The following is a 19,330-nucleotide window of genomic DNA, read 5'->3' as shown; positions in this document are numbered from 1 at the left end:
TCTTGCCTGGCCGAATTGCCCCACAGCCTGAGTAATTTCGCCGTGGTTGATGGTCTGCCATGTGCCGTTTATCATCTGCACATACCGAAATGAATCTGTGCGCCCAACCAAAGGCAAACAGCGGAATTGAGGGATTGACCGATTTCTGGTTACAATGCTCATGCCGATTTTTCTCCATGCCGGAAATTAATCGCAAACGAACGCTCCGGGCTGCAACCTGGGGCGTTCAACTCTTCTGGCTCACCATGAATCAGCTTGCCGAGATTCAGGTGTTCCTGAAGCTTCACAGAAGCGAGATATGCCTCCTCTTTAAGTTCTTCAAACTCCTGTTTATCCATAACGCCATCTTTCACAGCCTCGCGGAATCTCTCTGAATAACGGCTGAGCTGCTCAAATGTCTCTATCAGCTTTTGATTGATATCCTCGTTATCAACCTCTTCAAGATCCACCAGCGGGACGTTAACGCTGTTGGATTGGCGGGAAACTGCATCAGCGATATGTTTAGTGCCGCTGGCCTGTTGCAATACCATCGCCCAACCCATTGGGAAGATTTGATCGCCATTGCTGCGCAGGCGGTTAAACAAAGCATCCTCTGTTACACCCAACCATTCCGCGGCTTCGGCGTAGCCTCCAGGAAGACTGGAAATCGTCTTCTTGATTGCGGCCACCAGCCAGGCTGGTTGTTTTTCTACTTGCCAGTGTTTGTGATCCACGGTTATCACCTTGCTACTGTGGTTTTGTAATTTCCGGTTTGAGTATTTAATTCTTACCGGGTGAGTTCGTTCGTTGTTCAGCTTCAGTTAGAACAAATCGCTTTGGATAAAGAATTTGCATTTCAGTGACTTGACCTTTGAAGAAAATCGAGAGCCGTTCAGCTACATCAAGTGATGCAATCTGAATTCCTCTCTCAATTCGACTAAGGTTTCCAACATCTAACTGAATTGCTTCCGCTACCTGATTAAGTGTTAAGCCTTTTGCCTGTCTAACGGCTCGCAATGGCGTTTGCGGATTTTGCATTTTCACCCCCTTAATTGCGTAATTCGCATATTATGGCAATCAAGGGATTTGCGCAAGATGATTTGCGTGTCATGCAAATAAGACTTGTAATAAACGCATGAACATTGGAATGAAGATAAGAGAGCTGCGCAAAGCGCGTGGTCTCAAAATTGAAGAACTGGCTGAAGCCGTTGGTATAGACGGTGCTAATATTTCACGTCTTGAAACCGGTAAGCAGAAATCATTTACTGAACAATCGATTAAGAAGATAGCAGACGCGCTATCTGTCAACGTAAGTGATCTATTTACTACTGGCCCTACTGAAATTACTGTATATAATCACAGTAAAGAAAGTGTAAAGCAGGAGGCCGGTATTGTGTATCGTGTGGATATCTTGGATGTGAGCGCCAGCGCTGGGCCAGGTTCTATCAAATCAGGTGACGTGATAGATATCATCCGTTCCATAGAGTATGAGAATGAACATGCACGGTCACTTTTCAACGGAATGCCATCATCATCAATTAAGGTGATTAATGTTCGCGGTGATAGCATGGCTGGCACAATTGACCCCGGCGATCTGATTTTTGTCGATGTTTCAGTGCACACCGTTGATGGTGATGGAATCTATGTTTTTGGTTTTGATGAAAAAATACACGTAAAACGATTGCAAATCATTCCAGACCAAATATTGGTCCTTTCGGACAACGCTAAGTACCGTGAGTGGCACATTGATGAAAAAAATGAGCATCGCTTCTACGTTTTTGGCAAGGTGATGATAAGCCAGACGCAAGCCTACAAACGACACGGTTAACCTTTCTCCCTCCTTCACAAGTACCGCCCACAGTGGCGGTATTTTTTTTCGCCGCAACAATTTGCATATTGCGCAATTTAAATATTGCGCATATCGCAAACAATGTTTATGATAAATTCATCGACAGCGATCAGATAACCCCAAATGAAGATGGTAAAGAACATGGCTAACACCAGCTTGGCCGATTTACTCACCTTCTTGCGGTTGTTCCCCGAGGCTGATCTGTGATGGTGACCAGGGTGTTGTGATAGTGGAACTTTAAACCTCGTTTAAGTAGGTAGTTGGTTGGCGGTTTCTCTGGTGATTGCTCCGGTTTAGCCGCCCTTTTTCACAATGACAATGGCATTTGCAGAACGGGTGTTTTCGGACGCTTTAGAGACGTGGAGTAAGTGCCGTTTTCAATATGAACAAATAAAAAAGCGCCCGTCAGGACGCTTAGCTCTTTAAAAATCTGGATACCTCAACACAACGCCAGTTATGTGCTTTATCGGCGAGGTAATGGTGTGGGTGGAGCTGGAGGTCGTGGGTTATTTGGTTTGTGCCCACCAGCATGATCGATCATATTGCATTCCTAATCGGTTATGTCTCCCGCCATCATCGCAAATGCTTTTTGCCGGAAGGTCAATTTTTGGGTGGTGTCAGTTAACCCCATACTTATGCATGCCCTTTTATAGGCGGGGGCTTTAAGTACACCCCATACGTTGGAATCATTCTCCTGAAGGGATTTAAATCGGGAATGCAATTCCGAATCTGATAACAGATCGGCGTCAGTTAGCAAAGAAAGATACTTCCGCGCCAAGTCTTCAGAAATACCGGATTGGCGGGCGAATTGATAGACAATTTGAGCAACAGAAAGCAGGCCGATGATGGCTGCAAACCATGTTTTGCTAAAGATTGGAGTGAAGGCACTTAGACCGACAGCAATGATTATTAATGTGATTCCCCGATCAATGCGGCCAGTAATGGTGCCGTACATCTTTTCGAGATAATGGGAATACGTAATGTCAAAAATCAATTCATGTCGGGTCATGGCTTATCTCACTCATCATCATCTTTAGGCGGCGGAGGTGGTCTTTTGTTTACCGGCATGTGTCTTTCTTCATAGCCAGGAGTTTCATCAGACATCCGAGATTCCTTCTTTGTTGTTGGGGTATATCCAGATTATCCGATTCCTTGTTGTTGGGGAATAGCAGGGAAACACGGGCCGGACGTGAATAAATAAACCGGCACACAACAGGCAAGAGCATTGGCCGATGGCGGGTATAGCGCCTGAAGCGTCCTGACAGTGCTCTCTCCGTTGTGGTGAATGCGGCCAGCGCACGCGGTAAAACTGACAATAATCGTTTCGTGCGATGCGTCAATTCTATAAGTCACCTCCCTGTGTTTTGTCAGCTTACATAGGGCACCGGGAGGCACCCGGCACCACACACCCTTTCAGGTATGGAGAGTAACGGCGGCAGGTGTTGCAGTACCTGCCAGTCAATTTGAATGAATCCCTTCTCAATTTATTGCCATCAACGGCAAGGGATTCGTGCAACCAAAAATCGGTATGGAGAAATATATGCAGCATCCACACGATCACATCATTGTCGGGATGATCACCCTTCCCTATAGCGGCCTGTTTCACGGTTGGCTTTTGCCTGACGGCGCAGTGATTAAAAACCCTATCGCGGCGCAAAACGCAGCGGAGCACCTTAACAATGCCAGTAAAACCGTTCACTGAGGCCACCAGCATGACTAACCAAAAAACAAACAGAGAATTGGTGCAAGCCGGGCATGCTTTGGCTAATGCCCTCTCCGCTGACTCTCCTCTGATGGAAGTAGCAAAGCTGGTATCTGATATTTCAACACGTCTTGATGTTGCAGTGGTGCGTGGCGATGAACTGCAACAGAAGCTGGATTCTCTGGCGGCAGGAGTTACCTGGAAGACAGGATCACCTTGCATCCCTGAAGGAAGCAACGAGCGATTTTGGGTTACTCACCGCCTGAAAAATGGGTCATTGCATGTTACTGATCTCTTCTTCTTCAACTGCCCTGCGCCCAAAGATGAAGACGCCTTCTGTGACGCTGAAATGACTACATTTGATGGCGATCCGTACTGGCCTGAAGGCTGGCATGACCTCTGCTCCCACCCTGATTTTGATTACTGTTACCAAAAGTCTGATCTTGACGTATTGGCCTATGCGGAATTTATCAAGCCAGAACCAGCTAAGGATGGTGAGTGATGGCAGATATTAGCAACGGTCCGGTTTCTTCTCTTCCCGGAAATACGAAAGCGGCACCATCTAATACTAAATGTGACGATCATCCTGAAAGAGACGCTGTAAAACGTGTCCAGGGCGAAACAGATTCATTCGGGTGTGAATATTTAGACATGTGCCAAGAATGTTATCAGGCTCACATCGAAGAATCGAAGAATTCAGATCGTTCGGGTTGCTGCGATTGGTGCAGGAAGCATGCCGATCAACTCTATCCACACAGGGATATTGAAGAGGGGAGTTCCGGTAGAGTTTATGACGTTTGTCTTCCCTGTATTGATAAAGAACGAAAGTCCTGGCGGGAAGAGGATGAAGACTATGCGTGAGCGTCCAATCCTCGATATGTGCTGTGGCTCTCGCATGTTCTGGCTGGATAAGCAGGACTCTCGTGCTGTATTCGCTGATATCCGCAGCGAATCACACACGTTATGCGATGGTCGGTCGCTGCACATTGGGCCAGATATCACTGCCGATTTTCGGGAGTTGCCCTTCCCTGATAACAGATTCGCTCAAGTGGTGTTTGACCCACCTCACCTGGAGCGGGTTGGGGAAAATAGCTGGATGCGTAAGAAGTACGGCGCACTGGATAAGAAGACGTGGCGTGATGATATCCGCGCCGGTTTCAGCGAAGCGTTCAGGGTGTTGCGGCCACACGGCACTCTCATCTTTAAATGGAACGAAACGCAGATACCAGTTAGCCAGGTTATTGCTTTGACCGACCAAAAACCAACTATCTGGCAGCGCACCGGCAAAAGCGACAAAACCCACTGGATTCTTTTTCTGAAGGAGCCAACCAAATGAGCAGTTTTCAGCGCAAGCCTATCGTAAGAACATCCACCAGCGCAAAGGTGACGATAACCATAGAGATTTCAAATCTCGGCATGTGGGGGCCAGATTGCCAAATTAGCCAGGTGTATCGGCAGGCGATTGAAGAAGCGAACGGTAAGCTGAGCAAACTATTTTATGGGCAGGACATCCGTGTTGTAGGCACGCCAGTGGTGCAGGCAATTTCAACGGACGTTGAGGTACGCTAATGGCTTTAACTTCAGCAGAACGCAAAGCCATCCAGCGCGCCCGTCAGGCCGCTGCCGGTGAAAAAACTATTGAGGTTACTCTCGATAATCAGGAACTCGAAATGCTGGCGCAGAATTGCGCCGGTCGTCGCCCTGGGCGCGAACCATACGACATCAGCGAATACCTCACCATGCTTATTCGTATCGATAACGCCCAATTAAAACGCCAGGTGGCAGAACTGAATAAACGCAACTGTGGCCGCTGTGGTGATCAGTTGCCGGTAACGGAATGCGTTTGTGATGTAGAGGAAGCATGCTGGCTTAATCGCGGCTGGCATGAACTGAGGTTAAAAATCACACCGTGACATGTCACGGTCATTAATTTACCTGTTGCAGCAGGAAAGGCATGGAGAGATGGATATGCAGACCAACGATATAATTTCTGATGCTGACATTGAACAAATCACCGGGTACAAAATCCCGTCTAAACAATGCCAGTGTCTAAAGCAAGCTGGGGTTTTCTTCGTGGTTCGTCGCGATGGACGTCCTCGCACAACCTGGCAACATTTCAACGATCCCATCACTCACCGTAAGACAGTGATGCCGGATGCATTTGAACCTAACTTTGGGGCACTCGACTAATGGCCCGGACCAGAAAAAATAAAGAAGACAGTTGGATGCCGCCCCGTGTTTACCGGGGCAAATCAGCGTTTGAGTTTCACCCCAAAAATGGTGGAGCAATCAGGCTTTGCAGCCTTGACGCACCTCAGTCTCAGGTGTGGGCAGCATATGAGTCTTTACTGAACGAATTGCCTGATGACAGCCTTCTTGCTGCACTGGCTGATCGCTTTTTCAAGTCAGCAGATTTCTTTGAGCTGGCACCCGAAACCCAGAAAGATTACAGAAAATATTCTAAAAGCGTTTTGGCTGTCTTTGGCTCCATGCCTTCTGATGCAGTTAAACCTGAGCATATCCGCAAATACATGGATAAACGCGGATTGAAAAGTCGCACCCAGGCTAACAGGGAAAAGGCTTTCATGTCGCGTATTTATCGTTGGGGGTATGAGCGAGGTATTGTGAAGCGCAATCCGACAAAAGGCGTAAAACAGTTCAAAGAGAAGGCCAGAGATCGCTATGTGACAGATGCTGAATATGCTGCCCTGTTTAGTGTTGCACCTGACGTTGTTCAGATTGCCATGGAATTGGCTTACCTGTGTTGTGCTCGTCAGGGTGATGTTCTCGAAATGAAGAAAAGCCAATTGATTGACGAAGGAATACTAATCAAACAGAGCAAAACTTCGGTGTCTCAGATTAAAGGCTGGTCTCCTCGCCTTGAGAAAATTATCAGGGATGCCTCATGCCTGCCGTTAAAAACAGGGATGAGTAGCATCTATGTGATCCACCAGCCATCAGGTGCGAAATATACCCGTGATGGCTTTAACAGCCGCTGGCTGAAAGCGAAGAAGGAAGCAAAAGAGAAATTCCCAGAGATGACCTTCGATTTCACTTTCCACGATCTGAAGGCTAAAGGCATTTCGGATCTAGATGGGAATTTATATGAGAAGCAGGCGATATCAGGGCACAAAAATGTTGAGCAAACTGCGCGCTACAATCGCAAGATTGCAGTTGTCCCTGTGGTCGGCGGTCAAAAATAGAGCGAAGTATATTAGGAAAGGATATTAGGAAAACGAGGTAGAGAAACAAAAAAACCGCCCTTGGGCGGTTACGACATTACTGCTTATTGCTTTGATTTTATTCGGTTTTATCGGCAGATAAATATGGTGCCCGGGGCGGGACTTGAACCCGCACGACCTTACGATCGAGGGATTTTAAATCCCTTGTGTCTACCGATTTCACCACCCGGGCAGGGTGTAAAGTGGAGGCGCGTCCCGGAGTCGAACCGAGGTGGACGGATTTGCAATCCGCTGCATGGCCACTCTGCCAACGCGCCTTTCAATCTGATGTGCATTCCGTTACGAACAGAGTGCTAAATCTGGAGCGGGAAACGAGACTCGAACTCGCGACCCCGACCTTGGCAAGGTCGTGCTCTACCAACTGAGCTATTCCCGCATTATCATCGAACTTGCTGATTTTATTTAGCTTTTTGCAGACACGCTGCCGTTCGATGCGATGCATTCTACTGAACTGGCGCAATGAGTCAATAAAATTATCCTCACAGTGCGTCCGTTTGCTGCTTTTTGAATCGCATCGATCACCGTTCGAACAAATCACCACGCGCTGCGTTCAAATACTGGAACATTGACCAGAAGGTCAGCACTGCCGCGATATATAAAGCAACCACACCCACGCCAATCACCGTGGCATCTGGACGCCATAATAGCGCCACCAGCGATAGCATTTGCGCTGTGGTTTTCACTTTACCAATCCAGGAGACGGCTACGCTGCTGCGCTTACCTATTTCCGCCATCCATTCACGTAGCGCAGAAATAATGATCTCACGAGCGATCATCGTGGCTGCAGGCAGTGTAATCCACCAGGCGTGGAAATACTCCGCCACCAGCACCAGCGCTATCGCCACCATCACCTTATCGGCTACCGGATCAAGGAACGCACCAAAACGCGTGGTTTGTTTCCAGCGACGCGCAAGAAAGCCATCGAACCAGTCAGTAACTGCTGCAACCACAAAAATGAACGCCGTAACAAAAGGTGCCCAATGAAATGGCAGATAGAAAGCCAGCACAAAGAAAGGAATCAGCACGACCCGAAACAAAGTAAGACATGTAGGAATGTTAAATTGCATATGCCAGTAACTGTCTGGTATGGGTAGAATTTAACGTATGTTCCTACATTGCCCCCCCTGTTTCAATGCTAGTGTTTCAGTGAATAGAAGATTTTTTCTGCCAGCGCGAAAGAAATGCCCGGAACCTTCGCTATCTCATCCACACTGGCATTCATCAATGGTTGCAGGCCACCCATGTACTTCAGCAGCTGTTGACGGCGTTTCGGCCCGACACCTTCGATACTTTCCAGCGCACTGGTGTTCTTAACTTTGGCCCTTTTTTTCCGGTGGCCTGAGATCGCATGATTGTGAGAATCATCACGAATATGTTGAATGACGTGTAGCGCTGGCGAATCCGGTGGCAGTGAGATGCCCTCCCCTTCCGCTTCGAAAAATAGCGTCTCAAGACCCGCTTTACGATCGCTCCCCTTCGCCACGCCGAGCAAAATAGGACGGTCTTTGTCCCATGGCACATCCAGTTCGGCAAATACCTGCTTGGCCTGCGCCAGCTGCCCTTTACCGCCATCAATCAGGATAACGTCAGGGATTTTATCTTCTTCCAGCGCTTTACCGTAGCGCCGACGTAATACCTGATTCATCGCTGCATAATCATCGCCGGGGGTAATGCCCTCGATATTGTAGCGGCGGTAATCGCTACGCAACGGACCATTGCGATCAAATACCACGCAGGAAGCAATGGTCTGCTCCCCCATGGTGTGGCTGATATCAAAACACTCCATACGATTGATCTGGTCCAGTTCGAGGAACGTTGCCAGTGCAGCTAATCGCTGCTGTATCGTCGAATGCTGCGAAAGTCGCGTGGTCAACGCGGTTGCGGCATTGGTTCGTGCCAGCTTAAGGTAGCGGGCGCGATCGCCACGCGGTTTGCTCTGGATATTCACCTTCCGCCCGGCCAGCTCGCTGAGCGATTCAGCCAGCAACTCGCGTTCCGGCAGGCTGAAATCCAGCAGGATCTCGGTCGGTAAAGTACGCGCCTCACTGCCCTGCAAATAAAATTGGCCGAGGAAGGTTTGTACCACCTCCGCCAGTTCCGTATCCGCCGGAACCTTCGGGAAATAGCTGCGGCTGCCCAGCACTTTACCCTGACGGATAAACAAGACATGCAGACATGCCATACCCGCATCGTAGGCGACGCCCATCACATCAAGGTCATCACCCTGATTGGAGACAAACTGCTTCTCGGTAATGCGACGCACCGCCAGGATTTGATCGCGTAACCGTGCGGCTTCTTCAAAACGCAGATCCTGGCTGGCGGCTTCCATTCTTTTGACCAGTTGATTAAGCACCTGGTCATCCTTACCCGCCAGAAAGAGCCGCACATAATCGGTTTGCTGCGCATACTCTTCTTCAGTGACCAGACCGGCTACGCAGGGACCGAGGCAACGACCAATCTGATATTGCAGACATGGCCGTGAACGATTGCGATAAACGCTGTTTTCGCACTGACGAATCGGGAACACTTTCTGCAGCAGCGCCAGAGTTTCACGTACTGCATAACCGTTCGGAAACGGGCCAAAATATTCGCCTTTGGCATGTTTGGCCCCACGGTGCATCGCCAGCCGCGGATGGGTATCGGCGCTGAGAAAGATGTAAGGATAAGATTTGTCATCGCGCAGCAGCACGTTATAGCGCGGCTGGTATAGCTTGATGTAATTATGCTCCAGCAACAGCGCTTCGGTTTCGGTATGGGTGACCGTGACATCGATTTGCTGGATATTGCTGACCAGCGCTTCGGTCTTACGGCTACCGACCTGGGAACGGAAATAGCTGCTGAGGCGTTTTTTGAGGTCTTTGGCTTTGCCAACATAGATCACCGTGCCTGTCGCGTCATACATACGGTAGACGCCGGGCTGACTGGTCACGGTGCTGAGAAAGGCTTTGGAATTGAAAACGTCACTCACTACTGATTAACGGCTCCGCATTATACAGGCCATGTCGAATGGCCAGATGCGTTAACTCCACATCGCCACTGATGTTCAGTTTGCTGAACATACGATAGCGGTAGCTGTTAACGGTTTTGGGGCTGAGACTAAGCTGCTCGGAAATCTCCGTCACCTTCTGCCCCCGGGTGATCATCAGCATAATCTGCAATTCCCTTTCCGACAAACAGCTAAAGGGTGATTCGGCTTTCTGCGGCTCAATCTGGCTCAGCGCCATCTGTTGCGCAATATCAGAGGCAATATAGCGTTGCCCGGCATGTACCGAACGGATAGCACTTACCACTTCCTGCGGCGCGGCACCTTTGCTGAGATAACCCGAAGCACCTGCCTGCATGACTTTGGCAGGCAGTGGGTTTTCGGTATGAATAGTCAGCATGATGATGCGGATATCCGGGTTGTAACGCACAATTTTGCGCGTTGCTTCAAGGCCGCCAATGCCGGGCATGTTCATGTCCATCAGCACGACGTCCACCGGATGGTTACGGCACCATTTCACCGCATCCTCACCACAAGCCACTTCCCCGGCAATTACCAGTCCCTTCATATCTTCCAGTATGCGACGAATGCCGGCGCGTACCAGTTCATGGTCATCAACAAGAAGCAAGCTGATCAACGGGACGTACTCCGCAGGTTAGTGATGGGGAATATATTTTCAGGAGGCTTATCTTACCGGGTTTTCTGGGCAAAGAACATCGCCCGCCGCAGATAAATCCCGCTTCAAATGATACAAATCAAATAGAGGGTATGGACCACTCATTTTTAGTATCCGGCAATAACACGCGAGAATAAAAAAGTAAAATAACCATCAATATCATTAAGTTATAATTTATAACACGTCTCGCTTTATGCTCATAACATGTAAAATAAATAATGCTTCCCGTCATTTTTTATTGACGATAAATACAGCAATTTATTATTTCGTTTTTAGCATGAATTTCTGATTTCAGCGCGAATAAATTGCTCTGACAACCATATGATATACTCTGTTTTTTGCGCACAGGAAGAATGTGCCTGGATCATGTAACACAACCAGGGAGTCGATTATGAGTGATGAAGACTTTGTAACCTCGCAGGAAACGCAGAAGCTGGCAGATGAAGTTGCCTGCCTGAAAATGATGGTCACACTGATTCTGAAGGGAATGGGTCAGGCGGATGCCGGGAAAGTGATCATCAATATGGAACGCTATGTGCAAACGTTAGGGGAAAAACCGCAGGCGGAAGTATTCAGCAATACCATTCGCCAAATCAAAACCGCCTACCGTCAGTAAGCGGCCTGCCCCGCGCCGCACGCGCGGGGACATTAGCTGTGTGATTGCCAGTTAACCGAAACACCCAATGTCGGCAATACTTCTTCCGGGCTAAACCGCCGCGTACCGCGGTATTTATCAGCCAGCGCCGGTTGGTGCACCGGGATGCGAATGGCGAACAGATTATCCTCAGACTGAATCAATCCTGGCGACAACGGTTCATAAACCACCTGATGCTGTTCAAACATCTTTTCCAGCATCGGCGTAGCGGAGCTGATCAAAAACTCCATATTACTTAATTCTGCCAGCTGCACCGAGTGCCACAGAATGTTGAGCGGCAGTTCCGCATCCACTTCCAGTCGGGCAGAGAAACGTGACATCTCCCAAACCTTTTCATGGCTGAAAGGTAACACCAAACCTTCGGTGACTTCAGGTTCCTGCCACGGCATCAGTCGGGAACAGCCGCAAATCCCGCGACGAGGGTCCCAGGCAATCATCCAGGTGACATCCGAACGATCGAAACGGTCATACTCCTGACCTGGGGTGCTTAATCGAGGTGGAATGGACCATCCTTCACCACGCGCAAACACGCTGTAGCGATAAGTCCCCAATTCCGCCAGCAGTGAGGACGGCATATCCTTTAACTGGGTTTGAATTATTTTCATCATGCGCCCCTGACATCCCCATGTTTGCAATGATTTATTTGCGCCAGCCTGGCAAAGTTCCGGCGCAGGGTAGACAACTGGCTTCGGGCTGGGAACTACTAAAGTTAGTAGTTGCCTTTTCGCTAAATCAGACCAATTGCTGCGGCATAACAGGCAATTTGCGTTTTATTGGAAACATTAAAGCGCTTTTGCATATTTTTTTGGTGAAAATTCACCGTGTGTTCCGAAATCGCTAAAATAAGTGAAATTTCCGCAGAGGTTTTTCCTTCCGCCGTCCATTTCAGAATTTCCAGCTCGCGCTGGCTAAAATCATTAGATAAAACTGCCATGGAGCTATCATTGAGACGCCCCAGCGCACGCAGACTCAGTCCCGCCAGGAAGTGAAGTTTTACCTCCAGCTCAACGCGTAAGTGTCGGGTCTTACTCTGTTGCTTAGACGCAATAGATAATATACCAATGGCACGATTTGATGCCATTGCGGAGCAGGAAAAACCACTCATCAAGCCGTAAGCGTTGGCTTCGGCCCATAAGTTGCCGGCCCCGCTAAACAGGTCATGCGTCCACTCCACCCCGTGGCCAGGGCGTTGACAAAGTAACAGCACCGGATCGACAGCATAATAGTTCTCACTTTCATACCGGCTGACCCAGTTTTCAGGATAAGTGCTAAACAAAAAGATCCGCGGTCGGGTAAAAGGCACCGGATGCTGGATCAAAAAGGCAAAGTAATCAAATCCCAGTGTTTCTACGTGTTTTTGTATGAGCGATTTCAATTGCATCACTGCGGTAACAGTCTGAAATTGAATTTCGGTCTCGCCTCGCCAGACGAAATAATTATCGGTCGTCATTATTGCCTCAGCGCGGTTTAACGCTCTTGCACCTTGTTATTCGAACTGATTAACACAAAAATTAAATTAGTTAGAGAAAAAATATTGATGGAAAAGAGTTCAAGCCGTCAGATCACAATCATAAACATCCGGTTGTCAATGCGTTACCGTAATGGAATGGATTGGGCATATCGTCTTTGTTAACAGCATCACAATTTTCACTGATGCTGACGATTAGAATAGGATTTTTCTTATGTCGTTTCAATCTCTCTGACCATCGAAAATTTTCAATAGTTTGATAAGTATTCAGCATCATCATTAACTGAAATCTATTCTTTACAGTGTTTTAACCTCACCCTCCAGGTTAATTTATGCCACATTTCCGCCTACCCTTATTCTTTATCTCATTTATTTCTGCCACCCGTTCACTTTTTCACCCCTCGCAGTGATTCCCGTCAGGCAGGTTTCCAGCTACTCTTAGCAGTGAGCGGCGTAACACGCAACGGTGATTTGCAGGGGAAGACAATGCCGCAGCCGGGCTGACCGCATTGTCGCGCGTATTCGAGAAGCTAAGCGGGACTGACTATGTTGAACCAGTTGGCATTACCCTTCCTTGTTCTGGGTGGCTGTACCGCCCTGATGATTTTAAAAGACCTCTTCCGTCACCCTCATCCGGTCGCGGTGATGAATATAATCTGGCCATTAACCGGGCTATATATGCCATTCATTGGCTGGCTGGCCTGGTGGTATCTGGGAAGAAAACCCTCACGTCAGGTAAAACTTGCCCTGCTGGTTCCGCAAAAATTACATCGTAACGCTGGCTGGCAAACCATTTTTATTTCCACTTCATTATCCGCCGCTGCCTGTATATTCGGCGACATAATGACACTCCCGATAATCACCCTGCTAAACCAATTTGCGATTAATCCGGCATTATGGACCGAGGCAATTATTTGCGTCGCTATTTCGTTATTAGTGGGGTTATTTTTCCAATTCCTGGCAATTCGCCAACGTGAAAAACGTTCATTCGGCAACGCATTATTATTAGCGCTGAAAACTGAAATTTTCCCGTTGCTGATTTATCAGGCAGGAATCTTTCTCTTCATGGGTCTGGCCCTAAAATTCGTTTTAAATCAGCAAATCAATCCACTGCTGGTCGGATTCTGGTTCATGCTTCAACTCGCCATGATAATAGGTTTTCTCTTCTCCTGGCCCGCTAACCATTTCCTCATCAAACGCGGACTCAATCCGGCAGTATAATCTCAGCGTCCCTGGCCGCGAACGCACATGCCGAAATGAAGATGACGGGCATGTGCGGCACTGCCATCAGGACCAGGGCTAACCGCAATCTTCATCCCTTTCGCCACCTTTACCCCATTACCGCTTAAGCCCCCTCCCTGCTGAAACTGCTTAGTTTTCAACCGCATTGGTGAAAGATTGCGCCATGTAAATATTTACTGACAGCGCAAAGCATGCAAAAGGTCGCAGATGTTAAAAAACAATTACCGAGAGCCAGTGCTATTCCACTATCTTATGCCACTTGCCCTGTACAACAGCAGGTTAATTAACAGCCAGCAGAGCTGACACAACATCGAAACAGGAAAGAAATCGTTATGGTTGATCAATCCAAAGAGGCACTCCTCACAACGGAGCAACCGGAAAAGCTCCGGCGCAATCTCCACAACCGCCATATCCAGCTTATCGCCATTGGGGGTGCTATCGGCACCGGGCTGTTTATGGGATCCGGCAAAACCATCAGTCTGGCCGGACCGTCGATCATCTTTGTTTATATGATCATCGGTTTTATGCTGTTTTTCGTGATGCGTGCCATGGGGGAGTTACTGCTCTCCAATCTGGAATATAAATCCTTCAGCGATTTCGCCGCTGACCTTCTTGGCCCCTGGGCCGGTTATTTCACTGGCTGGACCTACTGGTTCTGCTGGGTCGTGACGGGCATCGCCGACGTGGTGGCGATAAGTGCTTACTTCCAGCTCTGGCTCCCGGATTTCTCCATCTGGATGAGCGCCCTGCTGTGTGTCGTGGTGTTCCTGACGCTGAATATCGCCACCGTGAAGATGTTCGGCGAAATGGAGTTCTGGTTCGCGATTATCAAAATTGTCGCCATCGTCGCGCTGATTATCACCGGCGTCGTACTGGTGACGATGCATTACCCTTCACCGGGTGGCGGTACGGCTTCGCTGAGCAATATCTGGGGTCATGGCGGTATGTTCCCGAAAGGATTGAGCGGCTTTTTTGCCGGTTTCCAGATTGCGGTGTTTGCCTTTGTGGGCATTGAACTGGTGGGAACTGCCGCCGCAGAAACTCACGACCCGCACAAAGTGCTGCCGCGTGCCATCAACGCCATTCCGTTGCGCGTCATTATGTTTTATGTACTGGCGCTAATGGTGATTATGGCGGTGACCCCGTGGAACCAGGTGCTGGCCGACCGCAGCCCCTTTGTTGAGATGTTTGTGATGATCGGCCTGCCTGCCGCCGCCAGCATCGTCAACTTTGTGGTGCTCACCTCCGCGGCGTCCTCTGCCAACAGCGGCATTTTCTCCACCAGCCGCATGCTGTTTGGTCTGGCAGAACAAGGAGTGGCACACAAGGCGTTTGGCCGACTGTCGGCCCGTGCCGTACCGACCACCGGTTTGTTTTTCTCCTGCCTGTGCCTGCTCGGCGGTGTGGCGTTGATTTATCTGATCCCGGATGTGATGACCGTGTTCACGCTGGTCACCACGGTATCAGCCATTCTGTTTATGTTCGTCTGGACCATCATCCTGTGCAGCTATCTGGCCTACCGCAAACAGCATCCGCAGCGTCACGCGGAGTCAACGTTTAAGATGCCGCTGGGTAAATTTATGTGCTGGGTATGTATGGCGTTTTTCGCCTTTGTCCTGGTGCTGTTGACCCTGCAGGATGACACCCGTCATGCCCTGATGGTCACACCGCTGTGGTTTATGATTCTGACCATGGGCTGGCTGTTGCGTCGACGTAAAGCCTGACCGCTCTAAAAACATAAGGCCCATTACAGGGCCTTATTTTTCATATCCTTTCGCGTAATTTTCTCCACGCTTCTGCCAGCGTAGGCCGTAACGACGGTTCCCGTGTAGGGGCGGCATCCGGTGCATCTGGCGCGCCGAGATTAAAGGTAAAGGTGTAATTCGGCTCCTCGCCCATACGCAAGTCGGTAATCAGTGTCTCGCCCCCCTGCTGGCGCATGGCATAAAAACCATGGCTGAACCAGGCGACGCGTTCGGCCAGCCATTGACCTTTGAACGGTGTGAGCAAGGCTGGCTGGCGATCATACCAGTGAATCTCCAGCGGACGATTCGGTGACAGCAGCGACCAGTAAGCTTCACCATAACGTTCCGGTGTCATGATCACCGTACGCCATACCAGGGTGTTAAACGCGGTGGGCGTCACCAGCAGTCGCTCAGGTTGCACCCGCTGTTGAGCCAGCTGCTGGCCAATATGCTGCGTTGCCATACTTTGCGCCACCATACTCCAGCCAAGATACAGTGTACTCACCACCAACCCGACCTGATTCCAGCGCAAGCCGATCCTGTCGCGCCGCCCCAGTGCCACACCCAGCGCAACCAGCAACGGCAACGTATACAACGGGTCGATAATGTACATACTTCCGACAGCATAGGGGCAATCCGTCAACGGCAGACCGAGCTGCGTCCCATAGACCGTCATCAAATCAAGTAACGGATGGGTGATCAGCGCCAGCCAGATAGCCAGCCACCAGGCAACCCAATGCTGGCGTTGACGGAGTAATCCCGCCACCAGCCAGCTCAGCAACGGTGCGACCAGGGTAAGCCACAGCAACGCATGACTTTCGCTGCGATGCAGCGTCATATTGCGAATGGCGTCGCCGTGATCAATAAATACATCCAGATCGGGTAAAGTGCCGATCACCGCACCGACCAGCGCTGACTGCCACACCGGCACGCGCCTGCCCATCACCGCCACGCTTACCGATGCACCTAATGCCAGTTGTGAAAGCGAATCCATGCAAACTCCTGTGCCTGGAAGGGATTAGCGCACGCGGATCCCTTCAATAATCATGCGCTGCACGTTATCTACCGTTTGTTCAAAGAACGCCGGGTCATTCAGCGTCTGCCCGGTCACTGCCTCAACCTGCGAGGCGAAATCGGCGTAATGCTGGGTGGTGGCCCACAGCAGGAAAAACAGATGCTGGGGCCGTACGCCCGCCAGCCGCCCTTCATCGATCCACTGTTCGATGATCGCCGCCTTTTCATCCACCAGCGTTTTAAGATCTCCCGCCAGTTCTCCCTTCAGCAAAGGCGCTCCCTGCAGCATCTCAAGGCAGAACAGACGCGATGCCTGAGGATGATCGCGTGAAACTTCCAGTTTCAGGCGGATATAGCGGCGGATGGCCGTCAGCGGCTCCTGATCGTGACGCAGTGCGCGTAACGGTGCCAGCCAGACATCCAGAATCTCTTTCAGCACCGCAATGTACAGTGCCTCTTTCGAAGGGTAGTAATAAAGCAGATTGGTTTTTGACACATCGGCGCGCTCCGCCACTTTATCGAGGCTGGTGCCGTGAATACCAAATTGCGAAAAGAAGGTCAGCGCCGCTTCCAGAATCGCTGCCCGTTTTGCTGCCACCGCACGAGAGCGACGCGTTGGCTTTTTTTCATCACTTTTCACACTGTTACCTCATCCATTGTGCGTACGCGCATCATAACAAAGCCCCCCGCTCCTGCCTAATACCGCCCCTGCACCTTTTTTGACCACTGACGCATGAAAAATGTGCAGTTTATTTTTACCAAATGGTCCAAAACGGACCATTTACTCCGCTTTTTCTTACCCTGTTTTTTTAACACCATGTTGTATAAGACATTTAAAAATGTGGCACAGGCTTTGCAAAATTGTGACGGAGCGCCGCCAGCAGGGAGCGAGCAGGACGCAGCGCAGCGCGTGAAACAAACCCGTTATTTGCTGAGAGGTTTCACATGAAAATTGGCGTCTTCATCCCGATTGGTAACAATGGCTGGTTAATTTCCACCCATGCCCCGCAGTACAAGCCGACGTTTGAATTGAACAAAGCGATTGTGCAAAAAGCTGAGCATTACCACTTCGACTTCGCACTTTCGATGATCAAACTGCGTGGCTTCGGCGGGAAAACCGAATTCTGGGACCATAACCTCGAATCATTCACCCTGATGGCCGGGCTGGCTGCGGTCACCTCGCGTATCGAAATTTACGCGACCGCCGCCACTCTGACGCTGCCACCCGCGATTGTCGCGCGCATGGCCTCGACCATCGATTCTATCTCCAACGGCCGCTTTGGCGTCAACCTGGTGACCGGCTGGCAGAAACCGGAATATGAACAGATGGGCCTGTGGCCCGGTGATGACTACTTCGCCAGCCGCTATCAATACCTGACCGAATACGTCACCGTGCTGCGCGATTTGTGGGGCAACGGCCAAAGCGATTTCAAAGGTGAATTCTTCACCATGAACGATTGCCGCCTCAGCCCGCAGCCGCAAAGGCCGATGAAGGTGATCTGCGCCGGGCAAAGTGATGCCGGTATGGCGTTTTCGGCACAACACGCCGATTACAACTTCTGCTTTGGCAAAGGCGTGAACACACCAACCGCCTTCGCCCCCACCGCCGCACGCATGAAACAAGCCGCCGACAATGTAGGTCGGGATGTCGGTTCTTATGTGCTGTTTATGATCATCGCCGCCGAGAGTGATGAAGCCGCACGCGCCAAATGGGAGCACTACAAAGCCGGTGCCGATGAAGAGGCGCTCGCCTGGCTGACCACCCAAAGTCAGCAGGACACCAAATCCGGCAGCGACACCAACGTACGCCAGATGGCCGATCCCACCTCCGCCGTGAACATCAATATGGGTACGCTGGTGGGTTCCTGGGCCAATGTGGCACGAATGTTGGATGAAGTTGCTGGGGTGGAAGGTACGCAGGGCGTGCTGCTGACTTTCGACGATTTCCTGCAGGGGATCGAGGACTTTGGTCAACATATTCAGCCGCTGATGCAGTGCCGTCATGCTTTGATTGAATCGCAGAAGGAGGTTGCCTGATGACTGCCGTTGTTTGCGCCCATACATCGACCTTAGCGCAGGTCACCCTGCCCGCACGCCCGGAAGCCATTGCCTTTCCGCCCGCGCAAAGCGCCCTGATTGTGGTGGATATGCAAAATGCCTATGCCACCGAGGGCGGCTATCTCGATTTGGCCGGTTTTGACGTCTCTGCCACCAAACCGGTGATCGCCAAAATTCACCAGGCCGTGACGGCCGCCCGCGCCGCCGGTATCCAAATCATCTGGTTCCAGAATGGCTGGGACGATAAATATGTCGAAGCCGGTGATGCCGGATCGCCCAATTTTCATAAATCCAATGCCCTGAAAACCATGCGTAAGCGCCCCGAACTGCAGGGCACGCTGCTGGCGAAAGGCGGCTGGGATTATGCGCTGGTGGATGAACTGGTGCCGCAGCCGGGTGACATTGTCCTGCCCAAACCCCGTTACAGCGGCTTCTTCAACACGCCGCTCGACAGCATGTTGCGCAGTCGCGGCATTCGCCACCTGATTTTTACCGGCATTGCCACCAATGTCTGCGTGGAATCGACGCTGCGCGACGGATTCTTTCTGGAATATTTCGGTGTGGTACTGGAAGACGCAACTTACCAGGCCGGACCGCCGTTTGCGCAGCAGGCGGCAATCTTCAATATCGAAACGTTTTTCGGTTGGGTCAGCGACACCGACACCTTCTGCGAAACGCTAACATCCTGAAATTACGATCATTATCACCTGCAAAAAC

At 50.3% G+C, this 19,330-nt stretch carries 24 protein-coding genes and 3 tRNA genes; 14 read left to right on the top strand and 13 right to left on the bottom strand.

From position 1 onward, the window contains the following. Positions 1-158: 158 nt before the first annotated feature. Together HA50_RS07180 and HA50_RS07175 are read right to left on the bottom strand one after the other, a co-directional pair. Positions 159-713, bottom strand: a complete 555-nt coding sequence (locus HA50_RS07180; RefSeq protein ID WP_084873780.1) for a YmfL family putative regulatory protein — start codon at positions 711-713, stop codon at positions 159-161. Positions 714-759: 46 nt separating this feature from the next. After that, a complete protein-coding gene (locus HA50_RS07175) occupies positions 760-1,017 on the bottom strand; it encodes a helix-turn-helix domain-containing protein (protein WP_084873779.1) in 258 nt (85 codons plus the stop codon). 97 nt (positions 1,018-1,114) lie between these two features. On the opposite strand from HA50_RS07175, the gene HA50_RS07170 reads away from it, so the two are divergent. Further along, a complete protein-coding gene (locus tag HA50_RS07170; protein ID WP_084873778.1) occupies positions 1,115-1,807 on the top strand; it encodes an XRE family transcriptional regulator in 693 nt (230 codons plus the stop codon). Between the two features lie 571 nt (positions 1,808-2,378). Here HA50_RS07170 and HA50_RS07165 read toward each other — a convergent pair. Continuing rightward, positions 2,379-2,837, bottom strand: coding sequence for a hypothetical protein (locus HA50_RS07165; protein ID WP_084873777.1), 459 nt, complete (start codon positions 2,835-2,837; stop codon positions 2,379-2,381). A gap of 531 nt (positions 2,838-3,368) precedes the next feature. Between HA50_RS07165 and HA50_RS07160 the strand changes: the two genes are divergently transcribed. Genes HA50_RS07160 through HA50_RS07130 form a run of 8 tightly spaced genes read left to right on the top strand, consistent with a single transcriptional unit; the run spans position 3,369 to position 6,733 of the window. Next, entirely contained in the window at positions 3,369-3,530 is a 162-nt protein-coding gene (locus HA50_RS07160) for a DUF1317 family protein (protein WP_084873776.1), read from the top strand. Next, positions 3,508-4,032 carry a hypothetical protein gene (locus tag HA50_RS07155; protein ID WP_208617279.1) on the top strand — a complete coding sequence of 175 codons (525 nt, stop codon included), beginning with the start codon at positions 3,508-3,510 and terminating at the stop codon, positions 4,030-4,032. Before HA50_RS07160 ends, HA50_RS07155 begins: the two co-directional genes overlap by 23 nt. Further along, positions 4,032-4,391, top strand: coding sequence for a hypothetical protein (locus HA50_RS30985; RefSeq protein WP_139810902.1), 360 nt, complete (start codon positions 4,032-4,034; stop codon positions 4,389-4,391). Before HA50_RS07155 ends, HA50_RS30985 begins: the two co-directional genes overlap by 1 nt. Beyond that, positions 4,384-4,866, top strand: a complete 483-nt coding sequence (locus HA50_RS07150; protein WP_084878391.1) for a class I SAM-dependent methyltransferase — start codon at positions 4,384-4,386, stop codon at positions 4,864-4,866. Before HA50_RS30985 ends, HA50_RS07150 begins: the two co-directional genes overlap by 8 nt. After that, complete coding sequence (locus HA50_RS07145) at positions 4,863-5,099, top strand: hypothetical protein (RefSeq protein ID WP_084873775.1); 237 nt, start codon at positions 4,863-4,865, stop codon at positions 5,097-5,099. The genes HA50_RS07150 and HA50_RS07145 overlap by 4 nt, the downstream gene beginning before the upstream one ends. Further along, on the top strand, positions 5,099-5,443 hold the full coding sequence (locus HA50_RS07140) for a hypothetical protein (RefSeq protein ID WP_084873774.1): 345 nt from the start codon (positions 5,099-5,101) through the stop codon (positions 5,441-5,443). The genes HA50_RS07145 and HA50_RS07140 overlap by 1 nt, the downstream gene beginning before the upstream one ends. 55 nt (positions 5,444-5,498) lie before the next feature. Then, positions 5,499-5,720: a DUF4224 domain-containing protein gene (locus HA50_RS07135; RefSeq protein WP_021182676.1), complete on the top strand. Its 222-nt coding sequence runs from the start codon at positions 5,499-5,501 to the stop codon at positions 5,718-5,720. Beyond that, on the top strand, positions 5,720-6,733 hold the full coding sequence (locus HA50_RS07130) for a tyrosine-type recombinase/integrase (RefSeq protein WP_084873772.1): 1,014 nt from the start codon (positions 5,720-5,722) through the stop codon (positions 6,731-6,733). The genes HA50_RS07135 and HA50_RS07130 overlap by 1 nt, the downstream gene beginning before the upstream one ends. 124 nt (positions 6,734-6,857) lie before the next feature. Here the strand turns inward: HA50_RS07130 and HA50_RS07125 are convergent. From HA50_RS07125 to uvrY, 6 genes are all read right to left on the bottom strand, one after another. Continuing rightward, positions 6,858-6,944: transfer RNA gene (locus HA50_RS07125), tRNA-Leu, on the bottom strand. Between the two features lie 11 nt (positions 6,945-6,955). After that, a tRNA-Cys gene (locus HA50_RS07120) sits at positions 6,956-7,029 on the bottom strand. A 43-nt stretch (positions 7,030-7,072) separates the two neighbouring features. After that, a tRNA-Gly gene (locus HA50_RS07115) sits at positions 7,073-7,148 on the bottom strand. 142 nt (positions 7,149-7,290) lie between these two features. Beyond that, on the bottom strand, positions 7,291-7,839 hold the full coding sequence (gene pgsA, locus HA50_RS07110; RefSeq protein WP_084873771.1) for a CDP-diacylglycerol--glycerol-3-phosphate 3-phosphatidyltransferase: 549 nt from the start codon (positions 7,837-7,839) through the stop codon (positions 7,291-7,293). A 68-nt stretch (positions 7,840-7,907) separates the two neighbouring features. Then, complete coding sequence (uvrC, locus tag HA50_RS07105) at positions 7,908-9,740, bottom strand: excinuclease ABC subunit UvrC (protein WP_084873770.1); 1,833 nt, start codon at positions 9,738-9,740, stop codon at positions 7,908-7,910. Beyond that, complete coding sequence (gene uvrY / locus HA50_RS07100; RefSeq protein ID WP_084873769.1) at positions 9,733-10,392, bottom strand: UvrY/SirA/GacA family response regulator transcription factor; 660 nt, start codon at positions 10,390-10,392, stop codon at positions 9,733-9,735. The genes uvrC and uvrY overlap by 8 nt, the downstream gene beginning before the upstream one ends. A 430-nt stretch (positions 10,393-10,822) precedes the next feature. Here uvrY and HA50_RS07095 point away from each other — a divergent pair, with 430 nt between their 5' ends. Next, complete coding sequence (locus tag HA50_RS07095) at positions 10,823-11,047, top strand: DUF2594 family protein (RefSeq protein WP_084873768.1); 225 nt, start codon at positions 10,823-10,825, stop codon at positions 11,045-11,047. 32 nt (positions 11,048-11,079) lie between these two features. Here the strand turns inward: HA50_RS07095 and HA50_RS07090 are convergent, their stop codons facing one another. Then, positions 11,080-11,691, bottom strand: a complete 612-nt coding sequence (locus tag HA50_RS07090; protein WP_084873767.1) for an acyl-homoserine-lactone synthase — start codon at positions 11,689-11,691, stop codon at positions 11,080-11,082. Between the two features lie 122 nt (positions 11,692-11,813). Beyond that, complete coding sequence (sdiA, locus tag HA50_RS07085; protein WP_084873766.1) at positions 11,814-12,536, bottom strand: autoinducer binding domain-containing protein; 723 nt, start codon at positions 12,534-12,536, stop codon at positions 11,814-11,816. 564 nt (positions 12,537-13,100) lie between these two features. Between sdiA and HA50_RS07080 the strand changes: the two genes are divergently transcribed. Then, complete coding sequence (locus HA50_RS07080) at positions 13,101-13,775, top strand: DUF4396 domain-containing protein (RefSeq protein ID WP_084873765.1); 675 nt, start codon at positions 13,101-13,103, stop codon at positions 13,773-13,775. Between the two features lie 353 nt (positions 13,776-14,128). Continuing rightward, on the top strand, positions 14,129-15,520 hold the full coding sequence (gene cycA, locus HA50_RS07075) for a D-serine/D-alanine/glycine transporter (protein WP_084873764.1): 1,392 nt from the start codon (positions 14,129-14,131) through the stop codon (positions 15,518-15,520). A 40-nt stretch (positions 15,521-15,560) separates the two neighbouring features. Here the strand turns inward: cycA and HA50_RS07070 are convergent, their stop codons facing one another. Both HA50_RS07070 and rutR read right to left on the bottom strand, forming a co-directional pair. Then, a complete protein-coding gene (locus HA50_RS07070; protein WP_084873763.1) occupies positions 15,561-16,535 on the bottom strand; it encodes a metal-dependent hydrolase in 975 nt (324 codons plus the stop codon). A 24-nt stretch (positions 16,536-16,559) separates the two neighbouring features. Then, positions 16,560-17,195 (bottom strand): HTH-type transcriptional regulator RutR, encoded by a 636-nt coding sequence (rutR, locus tag HA50_RS07065; protein WP_084873762.1) that lies wholly within the window; start codon positions 17,193-17,195, stop codon positions 16,560-16,562. A 305-nt stretch (positions 17,196-17,500) separates the two neighbouring features. Between rutR and rutA the strand changes: the two genes are divergently transcribed. Together rutA and rutB are read left to right on the top strand one after the other, a co-directional pair. Beyond that, complete coding sequence (gene rutA / locus HA50_RS07060) at positions 17,501-18,592, top strand: pyrimidine utilization protein A (RefSeq protein ID WP_084878389.1); 1,092 nt, start codon at positions 17,501-17,503, stop codon at positions 18,590-18,592. Then, positions 18,592-19,302, top strand: coding sequence for a pyrimidine utilization protein B (gene rutB, locus HA50_RS07055; RefSeq protein WP_084873761.1), 711 nt, complete (start codon positions 18,592-18,594; stop codon positions 19,300-19,302). Before rutA ends, rutB begins: the two co-directional genes overlap by 1 nt. Positions 19,303-19,330 lie beyond the last annotated feature (28 nt).

The sequence above is a fragment of the Pantoea cypripedii genome (genome assembly GCF_002095535.1).
GTDB classification, from domain to species: Bacteria; Pseudomonadota; Gammaproteobacteria; order Enterobacterales; family Enterobacteriaceae; genus Pantoea; species Pantoea cypripedii.
Note: the sequence above shows the minus strand (reverse complement) of the source record. Positions and strands in the feature narration are given on the sequence as shown.

Coding starts and splice junctions, on each gene's coding strand:
- HA50_RS07175 (WP_084873779.1), bottom strand. CDS start 1,017: ATGCAAAATCCGCAAACGCCATTGCGAGCCGTTAGACAGGCAAAAGGC.
- HA50_RS07170 (WP_084873778.1), top strand. CDS start 1,115: ATGAACATTGGAATGAAGATAAGAGAGCTGCGCAAAGCGCGTGGTCTC.
- HA50_RS07165 (WP_084873777.1), bottom strand. CDS start 2,837: ATGACCCGACATGAATTGATTTTTGACATTACGTATTCCCATTATCTC.
- HA50_RS07160 (WP_084873776.1), top strand. CDS start 3,369: ATGCAGCATCCACACGATCACATCATTGTCGGGATGATCACCCTTCCC.
- HA50_RS07155 (WP_208617279.1), top strand. CDS start 3,508: ATGCCAGTAAAACCGTTCACTGAGGCCACCAGCATGACTAACCAAAAA.
- HA50_RS30985 (WP_139810902.1), top strand. CDS start 4,032: ATGGCAGATATTAGCAACGGTCCGGTTTCTTCTCTTCCCGGAAATACG.
- HA50_RS07150 (WP_084878391.1), top strand. CDS start 4,384: ATGCGTGAGCGTCCAATCCTCGATATGTGCTGTGGCTCTCGCATGTTC.
- HA50_RS07145 (WP_084873775.1), top strand. CDS start 4,863: ATGAGCAGTTTTCAGCGCAAGCCTATCGTAAGAACATCCACCAGCGCA.
- HA50_RS07140 (WP_084873774.1), top strand. CDS start 5,099: ATGGCTTTAACTTCAGCAGAACGCAAAGCCATCCAGCGCGCCCGTCAG.
- HA50_RS07135 (WP_021182676.1), top strand. CDS start 5,499: ATGCAGACCAACGATATAATTTCTGATGCTGACATTGAACAAATCACC.
- HA50_RS07130 (WP_084873772.1), top strand. CDS start 5,720: ATGGCCCGGACCAGAAAAAATAAAGAAGACAGTTGGATGCCGCCCCGT.
- pgsA (WP_084873771.1), bottom strand. CDS start 7,839: ATGCAATTTAACATTCCTACATGTCTTACTTTGTTTCGGGTCGTGCTG.
- HA50_RS07095 (WP_084873768.1), top strand. CDS start 10,823: ATGAGTGATGAAGACTTTGTAACCTCGCAGGAAACGCAGAAGCTGGCA.
- HA50_RS07090 (WP_084873767.1), bottom strand. CDS start 11,691: ATGAAAATAATTCAAACCCAGTTAAAGGATATGCCGTCCTCACTGCTG.
- sdiA (WP_084873766.1), bottom strand. CDS start 12,536: ATGACGACCGATAATTATTTCGTCTGGCGAGGCGAGACCGAAATTCAA.
- HA50_RS07080 (WP_084873765.1), top strand. CDS start 13,101: ATGTTGAACCAGTTGGCATTACCCTTCCTTGTTCTGGGTGGCTGTACC.
- cycA (WP_084873764.1), top strand. CDS start 14,129: ATGGTTGATCAATCCAAAGAGGCACTCCTCACAACGGAGCAACCGGAA.
- HA50_RS07070 (WP_084873763.1), bottom strand. CDS start 16,535: ATGGATTCGCTTTCACAACTGGCATTAGGTGCATCGGTAAGCGTGGCG.
- rutA (WP_084878389.1), top strand. CDS start 17,501: ATGAAAATTGGCGTCTTCATCCCGATTGGTAACAATGGCTGGTTAATT.
- rutB (WP_084873761.1), top strand. CDS start 18,592: ATGACTGCCGTTGTTTGCGCCCATACATCGACCTTAGCGCAGGTCACC.